General features: G+C 54.8%; 20 protein-coding genes. 13 read left to right on the top strand and 7 right to left on the bottom strand.

Annotation, left to right across the window (positions count from 1 at the left end):
- Positions 1-37: 37 nt before the first annotated feature.
- From AAA927_RS06410 to AAA927_RS06400, 3 genes are all read left to right on the top strand, one after another.
- On the top strand, positions 38-772 hold the full coding sequence (locus AAA927_RS06410; RefSeq protein ID WP_338216770.1) for a hypothetical protein: 735 nt from the start codon (positions 38-40) through the stop codon (positions 770-772).
- Positions 773-983: 211 nt separating this feature from the next.
- A complete protein-coding gene (locus tag AAA927_RS06405; RefSeq protein ID WP_338216768.1) occupies positions 984-1,301 on the top strand; it encodes a helix-turn-helix domain-containing protein in 318 nt (105 codons plus the stop codon).
- 54 nt (positions 1,302-1,355) lie between these two features.
- Positions 1,356-1,892, top strand: coding sequence for an isopentenyl transferase family protein (locus AAA927_RS06400; RefSeq protein ID WP_338216766.1), 537 nt, complete (start codon positions 1,356-1,358; stop codon positions 1,890-1,892).
- A 5-nt stretch (positions 1,893-1,897) separates the two neighbouring features.
- Here the strand turns inward: AAA927_RS06400 and AAA927_RS06395 are convergent, their stop codons facing one another.
- On the bottom strand, positions 1,898-2,704 hold the full coding sequence (locus AAA927_RS06395) for a Cof-type HAD-IIB family hydrolase (protein WP_338216764.1): 807 nt from the start codon (positions 2,702-2,704) through the stop codon (positions 1,898-1,900).
- A 120-nt stretch (positions 2,705-2,824) separates the two neighbouring features.
- Entirely contained in the window at positions 2,825-5,833 is a 3,009-nt protein-coding gene (locus AAA927_RS06390) for a mucin-binding protein (protein ID WP_338216762.1), read from the bottom strand.
- A 258-nt stretch (positions 5,834-6,091) separates the two neighbouring features.
- On the opposite strand from AAA927_RS06390, the gene AAA927_RS06385 reads away from it, so the two are divergent.
- The 4 genes from AAA927_RS06385 (at position 6,092) to AAA927_RS06370 (ending at position 8,398) form a co-directional block, all read left to right on the top strand.
- The gene (locus AAA927_RS06385) at positions 6,092-6,820 is read left to right on the top strand and encodes a class I SAM-dependent methyltransferase (RefSeq protein WP_338216760.1); all 729 of its coding nucleotides are present in this window, start codon (positions 6,092-6,094) and stop codon (positions 6,818-6,820) included.
- A 63-nt stretch (positions 6,821-6,883) separates the two neighbouring features.
- Complete coding sequence (locus AAA927_RS06380; protein ID WP_338216758.1) at positions 6,884-7,429, top strand: DUF2087 domain-containing protein; 546 nt, start codon at positions 6,884-6,886, stop codon at positions 7,427-7,429.
- A complete protein-coding gene (locus AAA927_RS06375) occupies positions 7,426-7,755 on the top strand; it encodes a GIY-YIG nuclease family protein (RefSeq protein WP_338216756.1) in 330 nt (109 codons plus the stop codon). The genes AAA927_RS06380 and AAA927_RS06375 overlap by 4 nt, the downstream gene beginning before the upstream one ends.
- 10 nt (positions 7,756-7,765) lie before the next feature.
- On the top strand, positions 7,766-8,398 hold the full coding sequence (locus tag AAA927_RS06370) for a CatA-like O-acetyltransferase (protein WP_338216754.1): 633 nt from the start codon (positions 7,766-7,768) through the stop codon (positions 8,396-8,398).
- 62 nt (positions 8,399-8,460) lie between these two features.
- On the opposite strand, the gene AAA927_RS06365 is transcribed toward AAA927_RS06370, so the two are convergent.
- Together AAA927_RS06365 and AAA927_RS06360 are read right to left on the bottom strand one after the other, a co-directional pair.
- Positions 8,461-9,585: an Mbeg1-like protein gene (locus tag AAA927_RS06365; protein ID WP_338216752.1), complete on the bottom strand. Its 1,125-nt coding sequence runs from the start codon at positions 9,583-9,585 to the stop codon at positions 8,461-8,463.
- 136 nt (positions 9,586-9,721) lie between these two features.
- A complete protein-coding gene (locus tag AAA927_RS06360) occupies positions 9,722-9,874 on the bottom strand; it encodes a hypothetical protein (RefSeq protein ID WP_204118256.1) in 153 nt (50 codons plus the stop codon).
- A gap of 98 nt (positions 9,875-9,972) precedes the next feature.
- On the opposite strand from AAA927_RS06360, the gene AAA927_RS06355 reads away from it, so the two are divergent.
- Entirely contained in the window at positions 9,973-11,508 is a 1,536-nt protein-coding gene (locus tag AAA927_RS06355) for a multicopper oxidase family protein (RefSeq protein ID WP_338216749.1), read from the top strand.
- Positions 11,509-11,538: 30 nt separating this feature from the next.
- Complete coding sequence (locus tag AAA927_RS06350) at positions 11,539-12,000, top strand: DUF8821 family protein (RefSeq protein WP_338216747.1); 462 nt, start codon at positions 11,539-11,541, stop codon at positions 11,998-12,000.
- Between the two features lie 85 nt (positions 12,001-12,085).
- Here AAA927_RS06350 and AAA927_RS06345 read toward each other — a convergent pair whose 3' ends face one another.
- Complete coding sequence (locus AAA927_RS06345; protein WP_338216745.1) at positions 12,086-12,556, bottom strand: VOC family protein; 471 nt, start codon at positions 12,554-12,556, stop codon at positions 12,086-12,088.
- Between the two features lie 148 nt (positions 12,557-12,704).
- Between AAA927_RS06345 and AAA927_RS06340 the strand changes: the two genes are divergently transcribed.
- Positions 12,705-14,489 carry a glycerophosphoryl diester phosphodiesterase membrane domain-containing protein gene (locus tag AAA927_RS06340; protein WP_338216744.1) on the top strand — a complete coding sequence of 595 codons (1,785 nt, stop codon included), beginning with the start codon at positions 12,705-12,707 and terminating at the stop codon, positions 14,487-14,489.
- Between the two features lie 129 nt (positions 14,490-14,618).
- Here AAA927_RS06340 and AAA927_RS06335 read toward each other — a convergent pair whose 3' ends face one another.
- Positions 14,619-15,206, bottom strand: coding sequence for a MarR family winged helix-turn-helix transcriptional regulator (locus tag AAA927_RS06335; protein ID WP_338216742.1), 588 nt, complete (start codon positions 15,204-15,206; stop codon positions 14,619-14,621).
- A 187-nt stretch (positions 15,207-15,393) separates the two neighbouring features.
- On the opposite strand from AAA927_RS06335, the gene AAA927_RS06330 reads away from it, so the two are divergent.
- Genes AAA927_RS06330 through AAA927_RS06320 form a run of 3 tightly spaced genes read left to right on the top strand, consistent with a single transcriptional unit; the run spans position 15,394 to position 18,150 of the window.
- Entirely contained in the window at positions 15,394-17,301 is a 1,908-nt protein-coding gene (locus tag AAA927_RS06330; protein WP_338216739.1) for a heavy metal translocating P-type ATPase, read from the top strand.
- 57 nt (positions 17,302-17,358) lie between these two features.
- Positions 17,359-17,589, top strand: coding sequence for a heavy-metal-associated domain-containing protein (locus tag AAA927_RS06325; RefSeq protein ID WP_125580353.1), 231 nt, complete (start codon positions 17,359-17,361; stop codon positions 17,587-17,589).
- A gap of 6 nt (positions 17,590-17,595) precedes the next feature.
- Complete coding sequence (locus tag AAA927_RS06320) at positions 17,596-18,150, top strand: Dps family protein (RefSeq protein ID WP_435891512.1); 555 nt, start codon at positions 17,596-17,598, stop codon at positions 18,148-18,150.
- Positions 18,151-18,429: 279 nt separating this feature from the next.
- On the opposite strand, the gene AAA927_RS06315 is transcribed toward AAA927_RS06320, so the two are convergent.
- Complete coding sequence (locus AAA927_RS06315; protein ID WP_338216735.1) at positions 18,430-19,191, bottom strand: MerR family transcriptional regulator; 762 nt, start codon at positions 19,189-19,191, stop codon at positions 18,430-18,432.
- Positions 19,192-19,224: the final 33 nt, after the last annotated feature.

Raw genomic sequence — 19,224 nt, 5'->3', positions numbered from 1 at the left:
GGGACAATCAGTTGTGCCTACAGTGCGGAGGATCGTTATGAAACCAATCAAACTAAGTGTTGAATACACGCCAGACACCTTTAAAATGACGCTGCCTGACGATCAGGGGCAGGTGCTCATCACGGATGATACCGAGACCCTGGCGCCACCGAATGGCGTCACACTGGCCACCCAAGCGATGGCGCTAGTAGGGGTTGATACGGTGCCGATTGATGCTGACGGCTTGATTATCTTAAGTCCGACCTGGCAAATCGACAGTGCTAAGGTGGCCCGGTATTTTCAAAACCTACTTGATGGTAGCTCAAAGGCCCCGACTGATCCGGCGGTGGCCCCTTACCTGAACCTGGTGCAAGGCTTGCTGGTGCGTTTTGATTTCCATGAGAACGTTGCACCGGTGGCACCGAAAAAGCCGGCGAAGGCGCGGCATCGGTTTGATAAAACTTTGAAGCAGCGACCGTTCCACGTGAAACACGCCGGCAGTGAGGCCACTGTTTACTGGACGGCGCCGAAAGTCATGACCATCAAGCAAGGCGCCCAGCTGAAGCTCAATCCGGTGATGAACAAAGACGGCTCCGAACGTTATGGCACCAAGTATGGCGATAAGTTGCGCGCGGATCATGCTGAGGCCATCAGCGGTGGGGTCACCACTGCCGACATTGAGCTACGCAGTGTGAATGAAGTGGGCCTGTTTTTGTATTATGGCGATACCAATGGCTGGCTGGAGTTAATTGATGACCAGGGGCAAACGCTGGATACCTTGACTAAAATCTAACTGTGGTGGGTTACATTGAATAAAATAATGCGGTTAACCCTGTTTTTTAACGTCTTCGTGACGATAAAGCTGCGTTGAAACTGACGGGATGAGTTGGTTTAAAATGCCGTATAAAACGTTATTGATTGAATTATATGGTGTATAAGCCCTTCAACTATGATAGCGTTTACATTAAGGTGATAGCGTATACTTGGAGAATAGGGGCGCAGCGATGATAGAGAATATCAGTAAACTTATTCGTTCGCGGCGAAAACGATTAGGTCTCACCATCGAACAACTGGCTGAAGAAGCAGGCGTATCGGTGAGCTTATTGTCTCGCGTCGAGCGGGGGGATGTCACCAACATCAGTATTAAAAAGCTGGCGGCAATCGGGGAAGCTTTGGGGTTAAAAGTTTCGGACTTCTTCGTGGCTGAAGACTTCGCCGATATCGATACCTTGGCACTAATCAATTTGCTCAAGGCGATGCCGGCAGAAAAGCGTCAAGCCGTCTCTGCCGGCTTGGTGAAGACAGTGAGGGCATTGAGTTGAGTTTGACACTACTGGTAGAATAATGACCAGTAGTTTTTTTATTGGGAGGAAAAGATGAAAGTCGTTTTGATCGGTAATAGTGGCACCGGTAAATCTACTTTGGCTCGCCAAATTAACGCTAACACCGGCTGGCCGCTGCTGGCGCTGGACCGGCTGTGGCACGCCACGGATTACAGTGCCGCCGCTAAAATCCGGTTTCAGGCCGCTCAGACCGCTTTCATGGCCACGCATGCCGATTGGGTGATTGATGGCAATTATTCTGGCACCCTGCCGGCCCGCATCGCGCAAGCGGATCTCATTATTTGGCTCCGCACGCCGCGGGTGGTGGCGATTGCGCGGGTGCTGCGACGGTCGCTGGCCTTTCGGCGTGATCCGCGGACGCGCCCCGACATGGCGCCAGGCTTTGAGGAACATCTTGACCGCGAATACCTAGCTTTTCTAGCCTATGTCTGGGGTTATGAATCTCGGGCTAAGGCCACCCTCCTACCGCTGCTAGCAGCGGTGCCGCCGGCGAAGCTGCGCATTGTGCAAACGTCCATGCAAAAAGCCGCGGTTTTAGGTGAATTGACCGCAAAAAACCCGCTCAGGTGAGCGGGTTAAGCAAAGCGGGTCAGAGCCTCTGCCACGCCGGCGTGATTATTATCAGCAACGACATGATCCGCTGCGGCTAAAGCGCCTGGCAGGCCGTTGCCCATGGCGATGCCCACGCCGGCAGCTTTAAGCATGGGCTCGTCATTATCGCCGTCACCGATGGCCATGGTGGCGGCTTGCTCTAGGCCAAAATGCTGAGTCAAAAACGCTAGCGCCGCCGCTTTTGACACCTGGGGATGGGTGATTTCTAGGTAAGTGGGTTTGGAGCGGCTCACTGCCACCGATAGACCCGACGCAGTGATGGCCGCCTCAAGTTGATTAATTGCCGCCGGTTCACCCATGCATAGCAGCTTATGCACGGGTTTTTTCGTGAGCAATAAGCTAGCGGCGTTAAAGCTGGTCGGCGCAAAGCCGGTGATGGCGACTTCTTGGCGCACCCAAGCATCGTTCTCGGCGACAATCCAGTCAAGGCTCGCCATGTAGTTGACGCTGATGGGCAGGTGCTTGCTGGTGACCAAGCCGGTAATCTGGGCGGCCGCGCCGGCTGGTAGCGGCTGGTCGTGCAAAATGGTGAAGGTGCCTTGAGGCGTAACCGTCGTGATCAACGCCCCATTCAGACTGACCAGCGGCACCGTCAGGCCAAGCGACTGGGCAAGCGCCGTCATTGCCCGTGGCGGCCGGGCGGAGGCCAAACAGAACTGTCCGCCGCCTGTCACAAAGGCGCGAATTGCGGTACGGTTGGCCGCCGGAATGGCGCCTTCGTCGTTGATCAAGGTGCCATCGATATCACTTAATACTAATTCAATCGCCAAAATATCTCCTCCCATCTCGCCATCATTATACCAAGAAGCACGCTTTGGCGTGGGCAGCGCAGCTACTAGGCACAAAAAAACGGCAGTCCGGAGACTGTCGTTTTTGCCGTTCATCTTGGGTTAAGCGCGCTTGCGGTAGCCAGCAACACCAACCAAGGCGATGAGGGCACTACCTAACAGTGCGATTGATGCGTTTGCTTCGTCGCCCGTCTTAGGCAACTTCTTGGCGGCTGCCTGAGCAGTAGCTTTGGTCGTTGTCTTGCTGCCAACAGCCGGTTTCGTCGTGGTTGCAACACTCGGCTTAGTGCTTGGCTGAGCTGGGGTAATAACCGCGTCTTTGGTGTAGGTCACGGCAACGTCGGTATCTTCAGGCGCTTCGGCGCTAGCACCCACTGCCAATTGGGCAATGACGGTGGCGTCAGTGTGGTAACCCGCAATGGTTGGTACCTGGTAGGCATAGTAGGTACCTTGAGGCGTGTAAACCGTTTCGCCAGTGACTGCATTGGTGACGGTCTTGTAGGTGATGGTTTGCACAACCGGATCGCGTAATTCTTTACCAGCGGCGTCGACGAAATGAATCGTCCGGGTGCTGGTAGCCGTGCCGTAGGTCATCTTTGGTGTGTAGGTGACGGTGACGTCGGTATCATCTGCGACAGCGGTGCCAGGCTTAACGGTTTCCTGCGCAATCTGGTTGGTATCAACATTGTACCCAGCGATGGCTGGCACATCGTATTGATAGTAAGCATTTTGTGGGGTGTAAATCGTTTCGCCGGTGACGGCATTAGTGACCGTCTTGTAGGCAATGGTTTGGGTCACAGGATCACGGAGTACGTTACCTTCAGCATCGACAAAATGAATCGTCCGGGTGCTGGTGGCGGTGCCGTAAGTCATCTTTGGCGTATAGGTGACGGTGACATCGTTATCATCGGCGACAGCGGTGCCAGGCTTAACGGTTGCCTGCGCAATCTGGTTAGTATCAACATTGTACCCAGCAATCGCGGGTACATCGTATTGATAGTAAGCATTTTGCGGGGTGTAAACCGTTTCGCCGGTGACGGCATTGGTGACCGTCTTGTAGGTAATGGTTTGGGTCACTGGATCACGGAGCACGTTACCTTCAGCGTCGACGAAGTGAATCGTCCGGGTGCTGGTGGCCGTGCCGTAAGTCATCTTTGGGGTGTAGGTGACGGTGACTGCAGTGTTTTCTGGAGCCACGTTGGTCGCGTCCACGGCTTGTTGGGCAATCGTGGTCTGATCAGCGGTGTAGCCAGCCTGTTCTGGCACGTCGTATTGATAGTAGGCACCTTGTGGGGTGTATATCGTTTCGCCAGTTTGATCGTTGGTGACCGTCTTGTAGGTAATGGTCTGAACAACCGGATCCTTAGCAGTCATGCCATCGGCGTTCACAAAGTTGATGGTGCGCGTCGACGTGGCAGTCCCATAGGAGTAGGTCACGAGCGAAGCCGTACTGAAAATGTCCTCGTCAGACCAGTCCGTCATGTCGTAGTCCAACACCCCGATTTGACCAATCCCGGCAGTCGCGAGGTCTGCTTTCGTGCCAGTGTAAATCATCGGCAGGTTGACGGTGTAATTGGTGTTAGCGGCCACAGGGCCATCAATCCAGATGGACTGCAGTTGGTCCCAGGTAAAGTCTGGATAGGCGGCCATGAGCTCCGCGTAAGTCATATAGTTGCCATCATCGCCATCTTTGGAAAACTTGACGGTGAGGCCAGGTAAGGCGTCTTCAAAGGTTGCTGCAGTCACCTTGCTGGCATCTAGGACCCATTTGCTATTGTTGTCATTGTAAATCGGCAGCAAAATAACCGGGCGAATGTTGAGGGCAGCGCTGGTTGGATTGCCGATCGTGAAGCTAGCACTCAAGTCGTTAACGTCTGCATAGTTGACCTGGGTCTGCGCCTCGGCGACATTATCGGTGGCATCTGCAGTCGTATACTGACTGGTGGCTTGATTGCCAGTCGCGCCGATGCTGGTTGAAACACTGCCTCTGCCAATAGTGACAGGCGCAGGGGTTGGCGTGGTCAGGCTGTAACGTGCGGTTGGAATTGAGCCAGGGGTGGTACTATCTTGAATGGCAAACTGGCTGACATTTGAGACCCCAGTGTTGGCAGTGGGGGTGTCATTTAAGGTCAGATCAATCACAACATCGAGCTTCGCCCCAGCTTCCAAGGTCCCGATTGAGTACCAGATACGACTCAATTGCTGAAGATCGAAGTTGGCAACGAAGTGACTGGCATCATACCAGTGGTCCGGCCAAATGACGTTTCCTTGTTCACTGTAGTTGCTGGTATAGCCAGCCTGGTGGATTTGATTTTCGATATCGTAAATGGTGGAAGTAATGGTGAAGGTTGGCCCGTTAGCGGTGCCGTTAACGTTATTTTGCCCAGTTGGCGGCAGGTAGAGTTGAGCCGACACATTCGCGATGTCAGCGCCAGTGTTATTGCTGATTTCATAATGCACCTGCACGTTCTTCGCCGTGCTGGCGATTTGGTTGAGCCCTTGGCTATCGTTGTATCCGGTGGTCGAGGTGGTGCCGTCAGCGTTTTCGGCTGAGAGCCAAGCGTTGAGGGTCACACCAGTATCAGAGGTGATGGCGCCATTGCTTGGATCAACCGCTGGCTGGACGTCACCGGCGTCATTGGTTTGCTGAATCGCCGGTTCCGGCGTGGTTGCTGCTGCCGCCTTCGCCGTGGCCTGAGGGGTCACTGCGATGGCAGTGGCGGTAGGCGCAGCGGCTGTTGTTGTCTTGGTAGGGGCAGCGGTCGTTGTCGCTGTGGTTGGGGCAGTCGCGGTCGTCGGCGTGGATGCCGTTGTGTTATCGGTGGTTGGGGTGGATTCAGGGGTCTGAGTCGTCGCGGTAGGAGCTGCAGTCGCTTCAGGGGTAGCTGCGGTGGTCGCCTGCGCTGCGGTCGATGTCGTCGCATCGGTCGTAGCTGCCGGCGCAGTGGCCGCCGTGGTGGTGCCACTGGTGCTATCCGTGGTGGCGGCGTTGACGCCTTGACCAGTGGCCAGAGCGGTACCGACACTAAAAGCCGCAACAGCCGCTGCTGCAACTAGCCAGCGCCGTCCGGCCTTGTACATTTTGAAACGTATTTTAATTGACTTGTCCATAGTGTCCTCCAATCCGCGAAAGTTCCCCCTAGCAACCATTGTAGGCTGGTGCGCGGATAAAAAGCAACATCAGTTATTTTATATTCAGTTTGTTATTTTTGAATAATAGAAAAGTACAATGCTTGCATGCGGTGGACGCTTTGCGATAGCGCTTGCGATGATTAAAAAGCGTATTTCAGTGTCGCCGCTACTTGCAACCTATCGCCGACTGATGAGCAATGCGCTAAAATGAAGCGTAACCACATAGGGGGATTAGCGATGACGAATACATACGATGAGGCCAAGTTTTTTGCCGCCTACGCCAAGATGCCACGGAGTCAGCATGGCCTTGATGCCGCCGGCGAGTGGCCCGATTTTCAGGCCCTGCTACCGGATCTCAAAGGCAAACGAGTGCTGGATCTGGGCTGCGGGTATGGTTGGCATTGCCAGTATGCTGCCGAGCATGGGGCCAAGGCGGTGCTGGGAATTGATAGCTCAACGCGCATGTTGGCCGAGGCCGAGGCGCACCACAACCACCCTGCCATCACTTATCAGCAAGGGGACCTGGCCACCTATACCGCCGCGCCAGGCAGTTTTGACGTGGTGCTCAGTTCGCTGGCCCTGCATTACGTGGCCGACCTCTCCGCCGTGATGCAGCACGTCGCGACGATGCTGGCACCAGGCGGGGTGCTGCTGTTTACGATTGAACACCCATTGTTCACCGCAGAAGGCAGCGAGCAGTGGGTGACCACCGCGGCTGGGCAGCGGGTGTGGCCGCTGGATCACTACTTCGATGAAGGCGCGCGGGCCACGCAATTTCTGGGGCAAACGGTCACCAAGTATCATCACACCTTAAGCACGATTGTTAACAGTGTGCTGGCCAGTGGCCTGCAGCTGAATGCTTTGGCAGAGCCGCGAGGCAGTGCTGCCGACATTGAGGCCAACGCAGATTGGACCCGGGCTCCGATGATGCTGATTGTACGCGCGGAAAAAAGCGCGCAGGGTTAATTTACAAATTTTTGTTGACAGTATTCGTCAACAAAGGTAATATTTTGGCTCGGAGGGCAGCAGATGACCGACTTACACGACTTGCTATTTGATTCCAGCAAACACAACACGCTGACCGCGACGCAGCAAGCGTTGCTGGAAGCCTTTGCCCGCGGTGACAGTGATGCTCAAATCGCTGCCGCCACTGCGGTTACCCCCAGCACAGTGCGCCATCAGCGCTATACGTTTCGCCAAAAAGCGGCCCAGGCTGAGTTGTACCTGGCGCAGTATCATGCCGTGTTCGGGGAGGGCGCTAAACGATTAGCGCTACCGCTTGCGGCCCAGTCTCTGGGCATCACTAATGCCGACTATGAAAAAGAATTAAAGCGCGACGTCGACTATACCGCGGCGCCAACTTTGGCACATTGGCCGCGGCAGGAAAAGCGTCGGGTCTGCTTGATTGCGCGCATCGTGCAGGGCTTTGAGCCGGATGTCCATTATTCACGCCAGGCCGTGCAGGCGAAATTGCGGCGCTGGTCGCCTGATGATGCCACGTTAACGCGTTACTTGATCGATTACGGCTTCTTGGCGCGGACGCCAGACGGCCGCGATTATTGGAGGATATTTTGAACTCAGAAACGAAAAAGGCGGCGCGCTTGGCCTACAAGCAGCAGGTCACCGAATACGGTGTGATTCAAATTGAAAACACCCGCACCCATGAGCGCTTCATTGCGGCGGTACCGAACATCAAAAACCGCTGGGTGTACTACCAGCTCAACTTGAATCGCGGCGCTTATCACGATCAGCCGCTGCAGCGTGCTTGGGATGCAGACGGAGCTGAGGCATTTGAATACAGCGTGCTATTCAAAAAGGATGCCGCCAAAGTGGTGAACATGCGTGCGACGCTCAAAGACCTGCTGGCTGAATGGACCGAGCGCATCCACCCAGAATACTAAAGGAGTTATTATGCAGTTTACCGAAATTGACCGCGCGACCTGGCCGCGGCTGCCGTATTATTACTATTTCACGAAAATGAAACCGATGAGCTTTACCATTTCGCTCAAGCTTGATATCACCAATACTTACCGCAAAAAAGGCGACCGTCACTTCTTTCCGCTGTACCTCTACGCTGCCACCCAAGCCTTGCCACAGGAACTTCGCATGGCAGAAAACGATGGCCAGCTGGGTTATTATGATCGGCTGACACCGAGCTATTCGGTGATTCACGATGATCACAGCATCTCCAGTTGTTGGACGACCTTTGACCCGGAGCTAGCCGTTTTTTATGCGCAAGTGCAAGCTGATATGCAGCAGGCCCGCCACGCCCACGGGCCAGTGGGTAAACCTGATGCGCCAGCCAATAGTTTCGAATGTGGCATGCTGCCGTGGCTGGCGTTTGACAGTTACACGCCACAGCCCGTGGATGGTTTGCCAAGTCTATTCCCGGTGCTTCAGGCCGGCCGGTATACGCAAGTTGAAGGCCGATGGCTCATGCCGGTGTCCTTGACCGTTAATCATGCGGTGGCTGATGGGTACCATGCCAGCGCTTATCTCAATGCCTTGCAGGCATTATTGGCGAACCCGACGTGGCTCGAATAGTCTCTGTTCCACGTGAAACAGCTGACATGCGGCTAGCTACCGACGAAAAAACCGATCAGCGCTTACTGATCGGTTTTTTCGTGCTTCGCGTTAGCCCAAGGCCAGTCGAAATGCGGCCGTTGCGGCTTGGGTAGGGTAGGCAAAATCGCCCCGCGCAAGGCCACAATCAGCTGGCCGATGGCGAACAGCCACTGCTGGCGGGCCATGGGGTCACCATGGCGCAGGCCACTGAAAATGGCTTGGGCATTATGCGGCCAGTCGGCTTTCAGTTCGGCAAAGGAACTGGCGTCTGTTTGCGTGATGAGCGCGTAGGCAGCATTGAGGCACGCCTCTTTGGTTGCCTCATCCAAGCTAGCAGTCCAGGTAGCAATCGTGGTTTGCGCGAGTTGTGACAGCTGGTCGGTTTTGGGCAAAAACACGAAATCCTGATTGGCCACTTCCCAGCTGAACGGGTCATGCTGCCCAAAGCCGTGGGCGACGCTTTTGACCACTGAAAAACTAGCGGTGGGGTCAAACAAGGTCCCAATCAAGCTGGTTTGCGGTACGAGCTTATGCAGGCGGCTCATGAGCGCCGCTGGCAAGGCTTCACCCAAGCCCGGGCCATCGGCGTTGTAAGTCGCAGTAATGCGCGCTTGCAGGTGCTTAGGCGCTTTGACGAAAGCATAGGTCGCAAGCGTCCCGCCTTTGGAATGCCCGCCCAGGATGAGCGGGCCGGGGTAAGCCGCCGCAATGGTTTTGAGATAGGCCAAGGCCGCTTTTTGGGAAGGGATGGTCTGCATGTAGGCCATGTTGAAATCTTCCTTCCAGTCGACAAACGCCGCCCGCGTGCCGCGAAAAGCGAGATACTGCTGCTGGTTGGGCAAGCTGAAAGTGATGGCGGAGAATTGCTTTTGGGCATCGAGATCCAGTTGTTGCACCTGGTCATGCCAAATAATATGCTGATACCGCGGCGCTTTGGCCAGCGTGTGGAGCAGCTGCGCATTGGCTTCGGGCCGCCAGGTGTCCTGCGTCAAAAGCGTGACCTGCTTGGGCTTGGTTAACCCGCCGAGCATGCCACTAGCAGTCGGCAACTGATCGAAGGCAAAATACGCCAACTGCGCCAAAATCACGCCATCCACTGGCGTCAGGGGGAGCTCGTTGAACGAAACTTCAGCATGCGTTTGCGCGAAATCTAGCATCGACTGCATAAAATCACCTCGCTGTTATTATGCCATAAACAGGCAGCGGAGCGTCGCCGCACTTAGCTGTTCACGCCGGTGTTGGCGTCGTGTAGCGCAACTAGAAAGGCAGCGGAGCGAGGCTGGTCTTAGCCTGGCTAATGAATTATTTTTTCTGATACGCCATCCACAATCCCATCAGTGCGTCTAAAAGCATAATGATTGCCATTAACCACATGGCCCACATACTATTGGTGGCAACGAGGTAAATTAACAGCAGATTGAGGATGACCATGATCCAAGCTTTGAGTTTTGACACAATATCGTCTCCTTCTTGTTTAGAACGATTCTATCTTACACCTTTCAAGACTGCCGGTGTAGGTGTTAAAATCAAGGCGTATGAAAGGGGAGATTTGAATGGCAACGGTCTACAAGGACTACTTTTTCGACGAACCAGCATACAACACGCATGATGGCGGCTATATTCCGCTTGAGGTCGCTGACGCGCCGGCGCAGCCACTCGCCATTCCGGCGTTGGTGCAGCCGGATTCCGAAACTGACACAGATGCTTACTACACGTTGACGGCGCAGAAAGGCGAAACCCAGCTCCTGCCAGGGGAAAAGACCAAGACTTGGGGCTATAACGCCCCGCTGTTGGGCACGACCTTTGCGTTCAAAGTGGGCAAGCATATCCACATCACTTTGAAAAACGAACTCGATGAGCTGACCACTTTCCACTGGCATGGGCTTGCGGTGTCTGGTCCTTACGTGGATGGGGGCTGCCATGCGCCAGTTTATCCAGGTGAAAGTAAACAAATCGATTTCACCTTGGATCAGCCGGCGGCGACGACTTGGCTGCACGCGCATCCTTGTCCTTCTACGGCGGAGCAGGTCTGGCACGGCTTGGCCGCGATAGTGATTGTGCATGATGACCATGAGCTAAACCTGCCGATTCCGCATGACTATGGCGTGGATGACATTCCGCTGGTGCTGCAAGATCGCCGCTTCCACGAAGATAATCAATGGGATTATCACGCGGATTATGATCCAGATGGCGTGCAAGGCCCCACTGCGATGATCAACGGGACCATTAACCCATACTTCGATGTTACGCGGCAAAAAATCCGCTTCCGCATTCTCGATGGTGCGAACCGGCGCGAGTGGCGGTTGCATTTTTCCGATGACCTTGAATTCACGCAAATCGCGAGCGACTCCAGCTTGCTGCCAGAACCGGTGCAGCTGACTCATTTAATGCTGACCTGTGCGGAGCGCGCGGAAATCATTGTTGACTTTAAAGGCCACAAACCAGGCGATACGGTGACCCTGTATTCGGATGATGTGCCGATTGTGACCTTTAAGATTCATGAATTTGCCGCTGACGACCGCGTTTTACCTGACCACTTGCTTGAGATTCATGCCCCGAAGGTCTTACCAACCACGCCGGTGCGCAAAGTTGTGATGAGCGGCATGGATGAAGCCGTGGCGCTGGATGGTAAGAAGTTCAACATGCAGCGCATTGATGCGACCCAGCCGATTGGGTTGGCACAGTACTGGGATATTTCCAATACCAACACGATGCATGGCGGCATGGTGCACCCGTTCCATGTGCATGGCACCCAGTTCCTGGTGATTTCCCGCAATGGCGGTGCGCCTTACCCGAATGAGCATGGTTACAAAGATACGGTCGGCGTTAACCCCGGCGAAACCGTCCGCATTCTGGTGCGGTTTGACCTGCCTGGCGTCTACATGTATCATTGCCACATCATCGAACACGAAGACGGCGGCATGATGGCCCAGATTCAGTCTTATGACCCGAATCGGCCAATGCCCAAGTACAAGTTGATGGATATGGAGACCTTGACCAAGGCCTTTGCCGAAGAACGCGGCGTCGATCCCAAGACGATGTGGATGGCAGGGATGGATTCATATATGAAAATGGGCATGAAGATGTAGCCCCAACTTAACGAAACCGAGGATAACCCGATGGCATATACTGTAGATTTTAAAACCGTCAGCGACGTAGGCTTGACCAGCTCGCCGGTGGCATCGGCCCTAGCCGGCTTGCGCGCAAATGAGGCGCGCTACTTCTGGAACAAATACAAGGTGCCTTTCAAAACTGAACCAGCGGCAGAGCGGCCAGAGCTCGTGGCCTACGTGGCGACAATTTTGAAAGAAAAAGACGTTGTGATTGCCGCCAAGCCGCTTGAAGTGGCGCAGTTGGAAGTCGAAGGGGTGCGCTGGACGTATGTCTTTTACGAAGACGGCCTGGCCATCAACGTACTCTACACGCTAGCTGATGGCGGCAAGCGCGCCGTGGGGTTCAAACTCTCAGACGGCATGGCTGTGCCGGTAGAGCTGGCTGACAAGTTCAAGTTTGCACGGCAAAAGTCGAAGCTCGCAGGCACCATTCGCGGCGGCTACTTTGTCATCAAAGGGACCTACTAAATAGCCGCATGAACGCAAAATCGCCCAAGCCAACGTTGGCTTGGGCGATTTTTGTGTGGGGTGATATTGCCCGGGAAATACCCGGCTAGCGGAGCTGATTTTCCACCTTTTGTGACCAAGGCTGGGCATGCAACATCCAGGTCACGCCATAGCGGTCGGTGAATTGACCCATTTTGCCGCCCCAGAATTGCTCATCATAGGGCATGGTCACCGTCACGGCTTGGTTCGCCTCAAGCCGGGCCCACAGCGCATCGGCGGCGGCCGCACTGGCAGGGTCCTCTGAGTTAATATCCAGCTCCAGGACGATTTGCTGCTGGGCCGGGGCGCTAGCGCCATTAAAGGCGTCGGCACATTGAATCTGGGCCCCCAGGATGGTGAAGCCGCCGTGCATGGTCAGCGCATCGATGTCAGCGCCAGCTGGGATGCCAAACTGATTGGCTTGGTCTGGCGTCGGGCTTAAGCGGTAGGTGTTGGTCGCGCCGAATGCCTCCTCATAATAAGCGATGGCTTCTTTGGCGCTGGGATAGGCAATATAAGGAAATAGTTTGGTTTGCATGGTGTCGACCCCCTTTGATTTGGCGCCTAGTATGCGCGCCTTGGCGGCTTATTACCACCATTTTGTTATCCTACCGGGCTTGGTCCGCCTGCAACAGGAGGCACGAAAAACCACCGCGCGTTATACTTAAAGCGATGGAGGATATTCAATGAAATCATTACGTTATATAAATTCGCTGATACGAGAATTTTTCTCCCGCTGGGGCAGTTACCTTTTGCTGGTTGAACTGGTGGCCGCCGCTACCGCTGGGGTGGCCGTGCCGTTGATGCGGTGGGCGACCGCTGGGATTCTGCGCCAAGCGGGGATTCCTTACCTGGGCGTGGATAACTTCACGTTTGTTCTGTTGCATCAGCCAGGGGCGACGGTGCTGCTTTTGGCGTTGCTGGTGCTGCTGTTAGTCTTGGTGTATCTGCAGTTTGCGATACTGCTGGGCGGGATTGCCAGCATTCAGCAGCGTGAAGGCTTAGGGGTGCGGGGCATTGTCCGCGAAGGGCTGGCAGATCTGCGCCACTTGCGGCCGTCGAGTTTTGGCTTTTTCGTGGTGTATCTGTTACTGATCGTCCCATTTGCCGGTGTCGTGGTGCAGTCAGCTTTGCTGAATAAGGTGAAAATCCCTGCTTTTGTGCTTGATTGGCTAAGCACCAAACCGGTCTTTGCGGTGCTGGTGGCGGTGTTTTACGGCGCGGCGGCCTACCTAGGCCTGCGGTGGGTGCGAGTGCTGCCGAACACGATTTTGCGGGACCAGCCGCTCCTCAGCGCCGCCAGGCAATCTTGGCACCAGACCCGCGGCAAGTTTTGGCGCTACTCTTGGCGGCTGTTGCTCCTGCTGGTCGGGGCAACCTTAGTGGGTTGGGTGTGGTCCAACGCCTTGATTGGCTTGCAAACGGTGCTGGATCGGACTGCCATCGCTTTTCCGGCGGCAGTTGTGCTGCTAACGCTACTGCTGGCGGGGCAGACGCTGTTAGGCGGAGCTAGCAGTGTCTTGTATCTGCTGTTTCTCGTGGCTCCTGATGAGCTGAGGCCCGCCATTCGACCGATTCCGAATCAGCACCACTGGTTGCGGCGGATCATCGTGCTGGTGTCCGGCGGCGCTGTGGTGGTGATCATGGCGGCGTTCGGCGCTTTTTACATGACCGGAGCGCTCGCGGAACATCCCGTCACGATTTCTCACCGCGGTGTTGATGCTGGTAATGGCGTGCAAAACACCATTCCGGCGCTACGCAAAACCGCGGCGGAGAAGCCTGATTTTGTTGAAATGGATCTGCATGAAACTAAAGATGGACAGTTCATTGTACTGCATGACGAGAACTTGAAGACGCTGGCTGGGGTCAACCGCACACCGCATCAGCTGACGCTCGCCCAGCTGCAGCAAATCACCGTGCGCGAAAACGGGCACGCGGCCAAGCTAGCCAGCTTTGACGACTACTTGGCCGCGGCCGAGACGCTGAACCAGAAGCTGATCGTTGAGTTGAAACCGGCGCCAGGTGACAGTCCGCAGATGCTGGATCATTTTATCAGTCGCTATGCTAAACGATTGGTGGCTGATCATGACCGGGTGCATTCGTTGAGCTACAAACTGATGACTCAGCTTCACCAGCGCGTACCTAAGCTTTATGCGGGCTTCATCATGCCATTTAGTCTGGTGGCGCCGCAGACTCAGCTGTCTGGCTACACCGTTGAGGAAACCACGCTGGATTCAGAGCTGGTCGAAACGGTGCATGCTCAGCATCAAAGGGTTTGGGCCTGGACGGTCAATGATCCTGATACCATGGCGCAGATGTTGTTTGAGGATGTCGACGGCATCATCACTGATAATCTGAGTGAGCTCAAGCAAGTGATTGCTGAGCAAAGCAACCATCCCAGTTACGCCCAGCGGCTGCGGTTGTTCGCCACGACGTTGGATGATTTTGGGGATCCGGTGATTGGAAACTAGTACTGATGAACACGGACTCGCTGCGGCTTACGAGGGACCAAAAAGGCTCACCTGACAGCGGTCGGGTGAGCCTATTTTGGTTGGTGAGATTGGTTGAGCAGCGGTCATCACAGTTTAGCGTAAAGGGTCTTATCGGTCTTCGTCATCAGACCCAGGGAAGGGCCGGTTAAACCGCGGGTCGCCCCAACCGTGGTGGGGGCGATGGCCGCGGCCACCGCGATGAGGGCCAAAGGGGCCAAGCTGTTTGAAATAGTCATCTGCGGCGCCATCAGCATCATTGGCTTCCAGACTGGTAACGAGTTTGCGTAGCAGCATGGTTAACTGGGCCTGTTCATCAGCCGATAAGCCGGCGAACAGCGTATCGGCTAATTTGTCTTTTTCTCCTCGTGCTGAGGCGATAAAGGCTTGACCATCATCCGTCAAACTGATCAGCATGACGCGGCCGTCAACAGCGGATGGCTCACGTTTGACGAGGCCGCTGGCTTCGAGTTTGGCGACCAAAGCGCTGGCGGAGCTGGGGCGAATGTCCAGCGCCTCAACGATTTCAGAATTGGTCAATTGTTGACGTTCGGCGATGAGCCGGAGCAGGCGCAGCTGCCCGCGTTCTTCGTTATCTTGATTAGCGGTGCGTAAATTCCAGACGGCGCTTTGCACGAAGCCACGCTGCCGGAAGAGCCGACCAAACAAACGCAGTAACTCTTGATTGTCTTGGGTCATCTATAAACACCTTCCTTATATTATTTAGTTAGCAAACGGTTGTAGCTAACTAACGAGGTGAAGTTTACTCACTTTGTTAGTTTTTGTCAACAAATACGAAATAATATTTTGAACCAACTTGACGGCGGTCAATTCGCTTTATCCTCCCAGGCGCTAAGCTGTACTTGTCAAATAAGGGGTGAACAAAATGAAATTTCAATTATGGATCGAAAAGCATACCACCCAGATTACGGCAATCACCGCAGTGTTGATTGCGGCGGGGTATGCCAGTAAATATCTGCTCCAACTGCCTGTCGCCTACGCGATTTTGCTCGCGGTGGCTTCAATCATCGCCGTCGTGCCCATCGCCTTACACGCCCTTTCCGCGCTGCGGGTAAAGGTCATCAGCATCGAACTGCTCGTCACCATCGCCGTGATCGGGGCGTTCGTGATTGGCGAGTACAACGAAAGCGCCGTGGTCACCTTCCTGTTCTTGTTCGGGAACTTCCTGGAACAAAAGACGCTGGCGAAAACCCGTGCTTCCATCAAGTCACTCACGGCGATGGCGCCAACCACTGCCGAGCTGGTCAATGATGACGGTAGCATTGAAACTGTCGACGTTGACGAGGTTGAAGAAGGCAACGTGGTGCTGGTGAAAACCGGTGGCGCCATTCCCGTCGATGGGACGGTCATCGAAGGTCAAGGTTACACCGATGAAGCGGCAGTGACCGGCGAATCTCGCGCCGTCACCAAGAACACCGGCGACAGCGTCTTCTCTGGCACGCTGCTAAGTGATGGTTACGTTAAAATCAAGGCCACCAAGGTCGGGGAAGACACCACCTTTGGTAAAATCATCGAACTGGTCGAGGATGCGCAAGATACCAAGTCTCACGCCGAGAAATTCATCGACCGCTTTGCCCAGTATTACACGCCAGCCGTTTTGATCATTGCCTTGGCGGTGTTCCTAGTCAGCCGCGATTTTAAGCTGGCGATTACTGTGCTAGTGCTGGGGTGCCCTGGGGCGTTGGTCATTGGCGCGCCGGTATCCAACGTGGCTGGGATTGGCAATGGCGCTAAGCGCGGCATTCTGGTCAAAGGCGGCGAGGCCATGGATACCTTCGCCAAAGTTGATACCTTCGTTTTCGATAAAACTGGGACGCTGACGGAAGGCAAAACCGCGCTGGCTGACGCTAAAGTCTACGGCGCTGACGCCGCACAGATCCTGACGCAAACCGCTGCGGTGGAAGCTTTGTCGGATCATCCGCTGGGCAAAGCGATTTTGAACGCCGCTGATGCGCAAGGCCTGGACTACAAGCAGCTGACCATTACCGCGAGTCAAACGCTCAAAGGCCAAGGCATCACCGCCACGGTGGCTGGGCAAGAAATCTGCGCCGGTAATCAAAAGCTGCTGGCGGCGCATCACGTGACCTTAAATGAGCAGCAACAAGCCGATTTGGCCGCGCTGCAAGCCACTGGTAGCTCTGTGGTGATTGTGGCAGTGGCAGGCCAGGTGGCCGCGATTTATGCGATTGCCGATACCATTCGGCCGGAACTGGCGGATCAGCTCGCGGCCTTGCGCCAGGCCGGCGCCAAGCATCTGGTGATGCTGACCGGGGATAATGCCCAAACCGCGAATTACGTGGCTGAACAGCTCGGCATTGATGAAGTCCACGCTGAACTGCTGCCAGACGAAAAGGTGACCTACGTGAAGGCCTTCAAGGATGAAGGGCGCACAGTGGCCTTTGTCGGTGATGGCATCAACGACAGCCCGTCGCTGGCGACGGCGGATATCGGGATCGCGATGGGGTCAGGGACCGACGTCGCGATTGAAACCTCAGATATCGTGCTCATGCAATCGAGTTTTGCCGCTTTGGTTCACGCCTACAAGCTGGCGAAGAAAACCGTCATGAACACCCGGGAAAATGTCGTCATTGCGATCGGCGTGGTGGCGTTCCTCCTACTAGGCCTGATTGCCGGGTTCATTTACATGGCTAGTGGCATGTTCGTACATGAAGCCAGCATCCTGGTGGTCATTTTCAACGCGATGCGGCTGATCAACTTCGGCGGCCGCGAAAAAGAAGCGAAAAAAGTGCCGAACTTGACCGCGGTCAAGTAAGCCTGCCGCCGAACCCGCTAAACTATAACTGTAATCAAGCGAAAGGAAGTTATCACTATGAATAAAAAAATCAGTTTACAGCTCGATGAATTGACCTGCCCATCTTGCTTGACCAAGATCGAAGGGGCTGTGAAACAAGAACCTGGCGTGGAGAACGTCAAGGTTTTGTTCAACGCCGGTAAAGTGAAGGCGGATTTCGATGATACGCAAAACAGTGCCGACAACCTCGCCAATGTGGTGACCAAGTTAGGCTACGAAGTCAAAAAAGTGCGCGTGAAGGATCTCTAGGGGGAAATGAACATGACGATTGAAGACCAGTACCAAGCCGAATTGAAGCAAGCCGACATCGACCACCACAAGCCCACTGCCGGCGCGATGACCGGCCACATTCTCGCTAACCTGTGGTACTTGGATGTGAAGCTGCACCAGATTGCCTGGTACGTGAAAGGCGACAGCGCCTTTGCGGTCGCAGCTTACTACCAGGATTTGATTGCGGAAAACCGCAAACAAATCGATGAGCTTGGCGAACTGTTGCTGGATGAAAACCAAATCGCGCCTTCAACGGTGGCAGAGTTCACGCAGTACACCAAGATTCCTGAAGAGGGCGCCTTGAAGTATCACCCTGCCAGCGACATGGTCGATGCTACGGCCCATGACTACACCACCGCGAACATGTTCATCGATCGCGCGATCAAGCTCGCTGAACGCGAAAACCGCCCCGCCATGGCCAACTTCCTGACCAACATGCGCGGCTACAATAACCAAGTCATTCGCAAGCTTCAGTCCTTCCTGGGTAAAACCGCATGGGAAGGCCTCGTCGAAGAAGACGACGATGACGATGAAGATTAAAGCGTGAATCAAATTACCCCAGCCACTGGCAATACTGCCAGTGGCTGGGGCTTTTTTGTTAAATAGCTTAACCACGGCGTTAAAGCAAGGGAAAAACGCGTTTACTCTGGCCGCAGGTCGCCACTGTTTCGCACTTTAACGACGACTAGGATATTTATCGGCTAAACGCCGATACAACAGCTTATATCCGACTAAAAAACGCATTTTGGTGAATTGGTAGTTTGCGACGATTTTTGCATAAATGCCGGTATCACGGGATGATTCACGTCTAAAAACGCACTATGCTTCTGCAGCGTAATAATCGACAACTTCCTTGAGGGCTGTCGCGGCTTCTTCGCTGCCAGTCAGCTTCGTGTAATAGGCAGTGAAGCGTGGATCGGCGACATACATCGCGGCTAAACCGCGGTGCATGGCTGGCGTCAGCTGCGGGGTGGTCGTCAGCAGCCACGCGCGATGGGCGTGATACGCGGTCGCGGCGTCAGCGCCTGGCAATGCAGGGGCGGCGAGATACGCCAACAGGGCCGTTTTTAATTGGGCTTCGGCTGCAGTCATGGCGGTGTATTGGGCTTCAGTTAAGCCGGCAAAACGCAGGTCTGCTTCTGCCTTGGCGGCTTTGCCATACTTGGCAGTGACTTCGGCGCCATAGGCTTCATCATTGGCTTTGATTTGGGCCTGCTTGAACGCGGCGAATTTTTCGTTATCAGGCATGTTTGATGCTCCTTTCTGGTTAGTGAGGGTGACATCCAGTTGCGCCAGTTGTTGATCGACCAGGCGGCGGTTAGCGAGCAATTTCTCGCGTTGCTGGGCCAGCGCCTGCACCCGCTGAGCTGGCGGCTGGTCAAGTAGCGCCTGAATGTCGGCTAAGGCAAAGCCCAAGGCGCGATAGGTCAAAATCAGCTGTAGACGATCCACTTCAGCCGGGCCGTATTGGCGGTAGCCGTTCGCGGCCAGTGGCGGCTTGAGCAGGCCGATTTGATCGTAATAACGCAAGGTGCGGGCCGATACGCCACTGAGGATTGCGAGTTGTTTGGTGCTGTACATGATGTCACCTCCAAAAACCATGATAAAGCCTGA

Source organism: Lacticaseibacillus salsurivasis, assembly GCF_036246225.1.
Taxonomy (GTDB): Bacteria; Bacillota; Bacilli; order Lactobacillales; family Lactobacillaceae; genus Lacticaseibacillus; species Lacticaseibacillus salsurivasis.
The sequence above is the reverse complement of the archived record's forward strand: the minus strand, read 5'-3'. Positions and strand labels throughout refer to the sequence as shown.

Excerpts from the sequence above, each read along its gene's own strand:
- AAA927_RS06410 (WP_338216770.1), top strand. The coding sequence starts at position 38 with ATGAAACCAATCAAACTAAGTGTTGAATACACGCCAGACACCTTTAAA.
- AAA927_RS06405 (WP_338216768.1), top strand. The coding sequence starts at position 984 with ATGATAGAGAATATCAGTAAACTTATTCGTTCGCGGCGAAAACGATTA.
- AAA927_RS06400 (WP_338216766.1), top strand. The coding sequence starts at position 1,356 with ATGAAAGTCGTTTTGATCGGTAATAGTGGCACCGGTAAATCTACTTTG.
- AAA927_RS06390 (WP_338216762.1), bottom strand. The coding sequence starts at position 5,833 with ATGGACAAGTCAATTAAAATACGTTTCAAAATGTACAAGGCCGGACGG.
- AAA927_RS06385 (WP_338216760.1), top strand. The coding sequence starts at position 6,092 with ATGACGAATACATACGATGAGGCCAAGTTTTTTGCCGCCTACGCCAAG.
- AAA927_RS06380 (WP_338216758.1), top strand. The coding sequence starts at position 6,884 with ATGACCGACTTACACGACTTGCTATTTGATTCCAGCAAACACAACACG.
- AAA927_RS06370 (WP_338216754.1), top strand. The coding sequence starts at position 7,766 with ATGCAGTTTACCGAAATTGACCGCGCGACCTGGCCGCGGCTGCCGTAT.
- AAA927_RS06365 (WP_338216752.1), bottom strand. The coding sequence starts at position 9,585 with ATGCAGTCGATGCTAGATTTCGCGCAAACGCATGCTGAAGTTTCGTTC.
- AAA927_RS06355 (WP_338216749.1), top strand. The coding sequence starts at position 9,973 with ATGGCAACGGTCTACAAGGACTACTTTTTCGACGAACCAGCATACAAC.
- AAA927_RS06350 (WP_338216747.1), top strand. The coding sequence starts at position 11,539 with ATGGCATATACTGTAGATTTTAAAACCGTCAGCGACGTAGGCTTGACC.
- AAA927_RS06345 (WP_338216745.1), bottom strand. The coding sequence starts at position 12,556 with ATGCAAACCAAACTATTTCCTTATATTGCCTATCCCAGCGCCAAAGAA.
- AAA927_RS06340 (WP_338216744.1), top strand. The coding sequence starts at position 12,705 with ATGAAATCATTACGTTATATAAATTCGCTGATACGAGAATTTTTCTCC.
- AAA927_RS06335 (WP_338216742.1), bottom strand. The coding sequence starts at position 15,206 with ATGACCCAAGACAATCAAGAGTTACTGCGTTTGTTTGGTCGGCTCTTC.
- AAA927_RS06330 (WP_338216739.1), top strand. The coding sequence starts at position 15,394 with ATGAAATTTCAATTATGGATCGAAAAGCATACCACCCAGATTACGGCA.
- AAA927_RS06325 (WP_125580353.1), top strand. The coding sequence starts at position 17,359 with ATGAATAAAAAAATCAGTTTACAGCTCGATGAATTGACCTGCCCATCT.
- AAA927_RS06320 (WP_435891512.1), top strand. The coding sequence starts at position 17,596 with ATGAACATGACGATTGAAGACCAGTACCAAGCCGAATTGAAGCAAGCC.
- AAA927_RS06315 (WP_338216735.1), bottom strand. The coding sequence starts at position 19,191 with ATGTACAGCACCAAACAACTCGCAATCCTCAGTGGCGTATCGGCCCGC.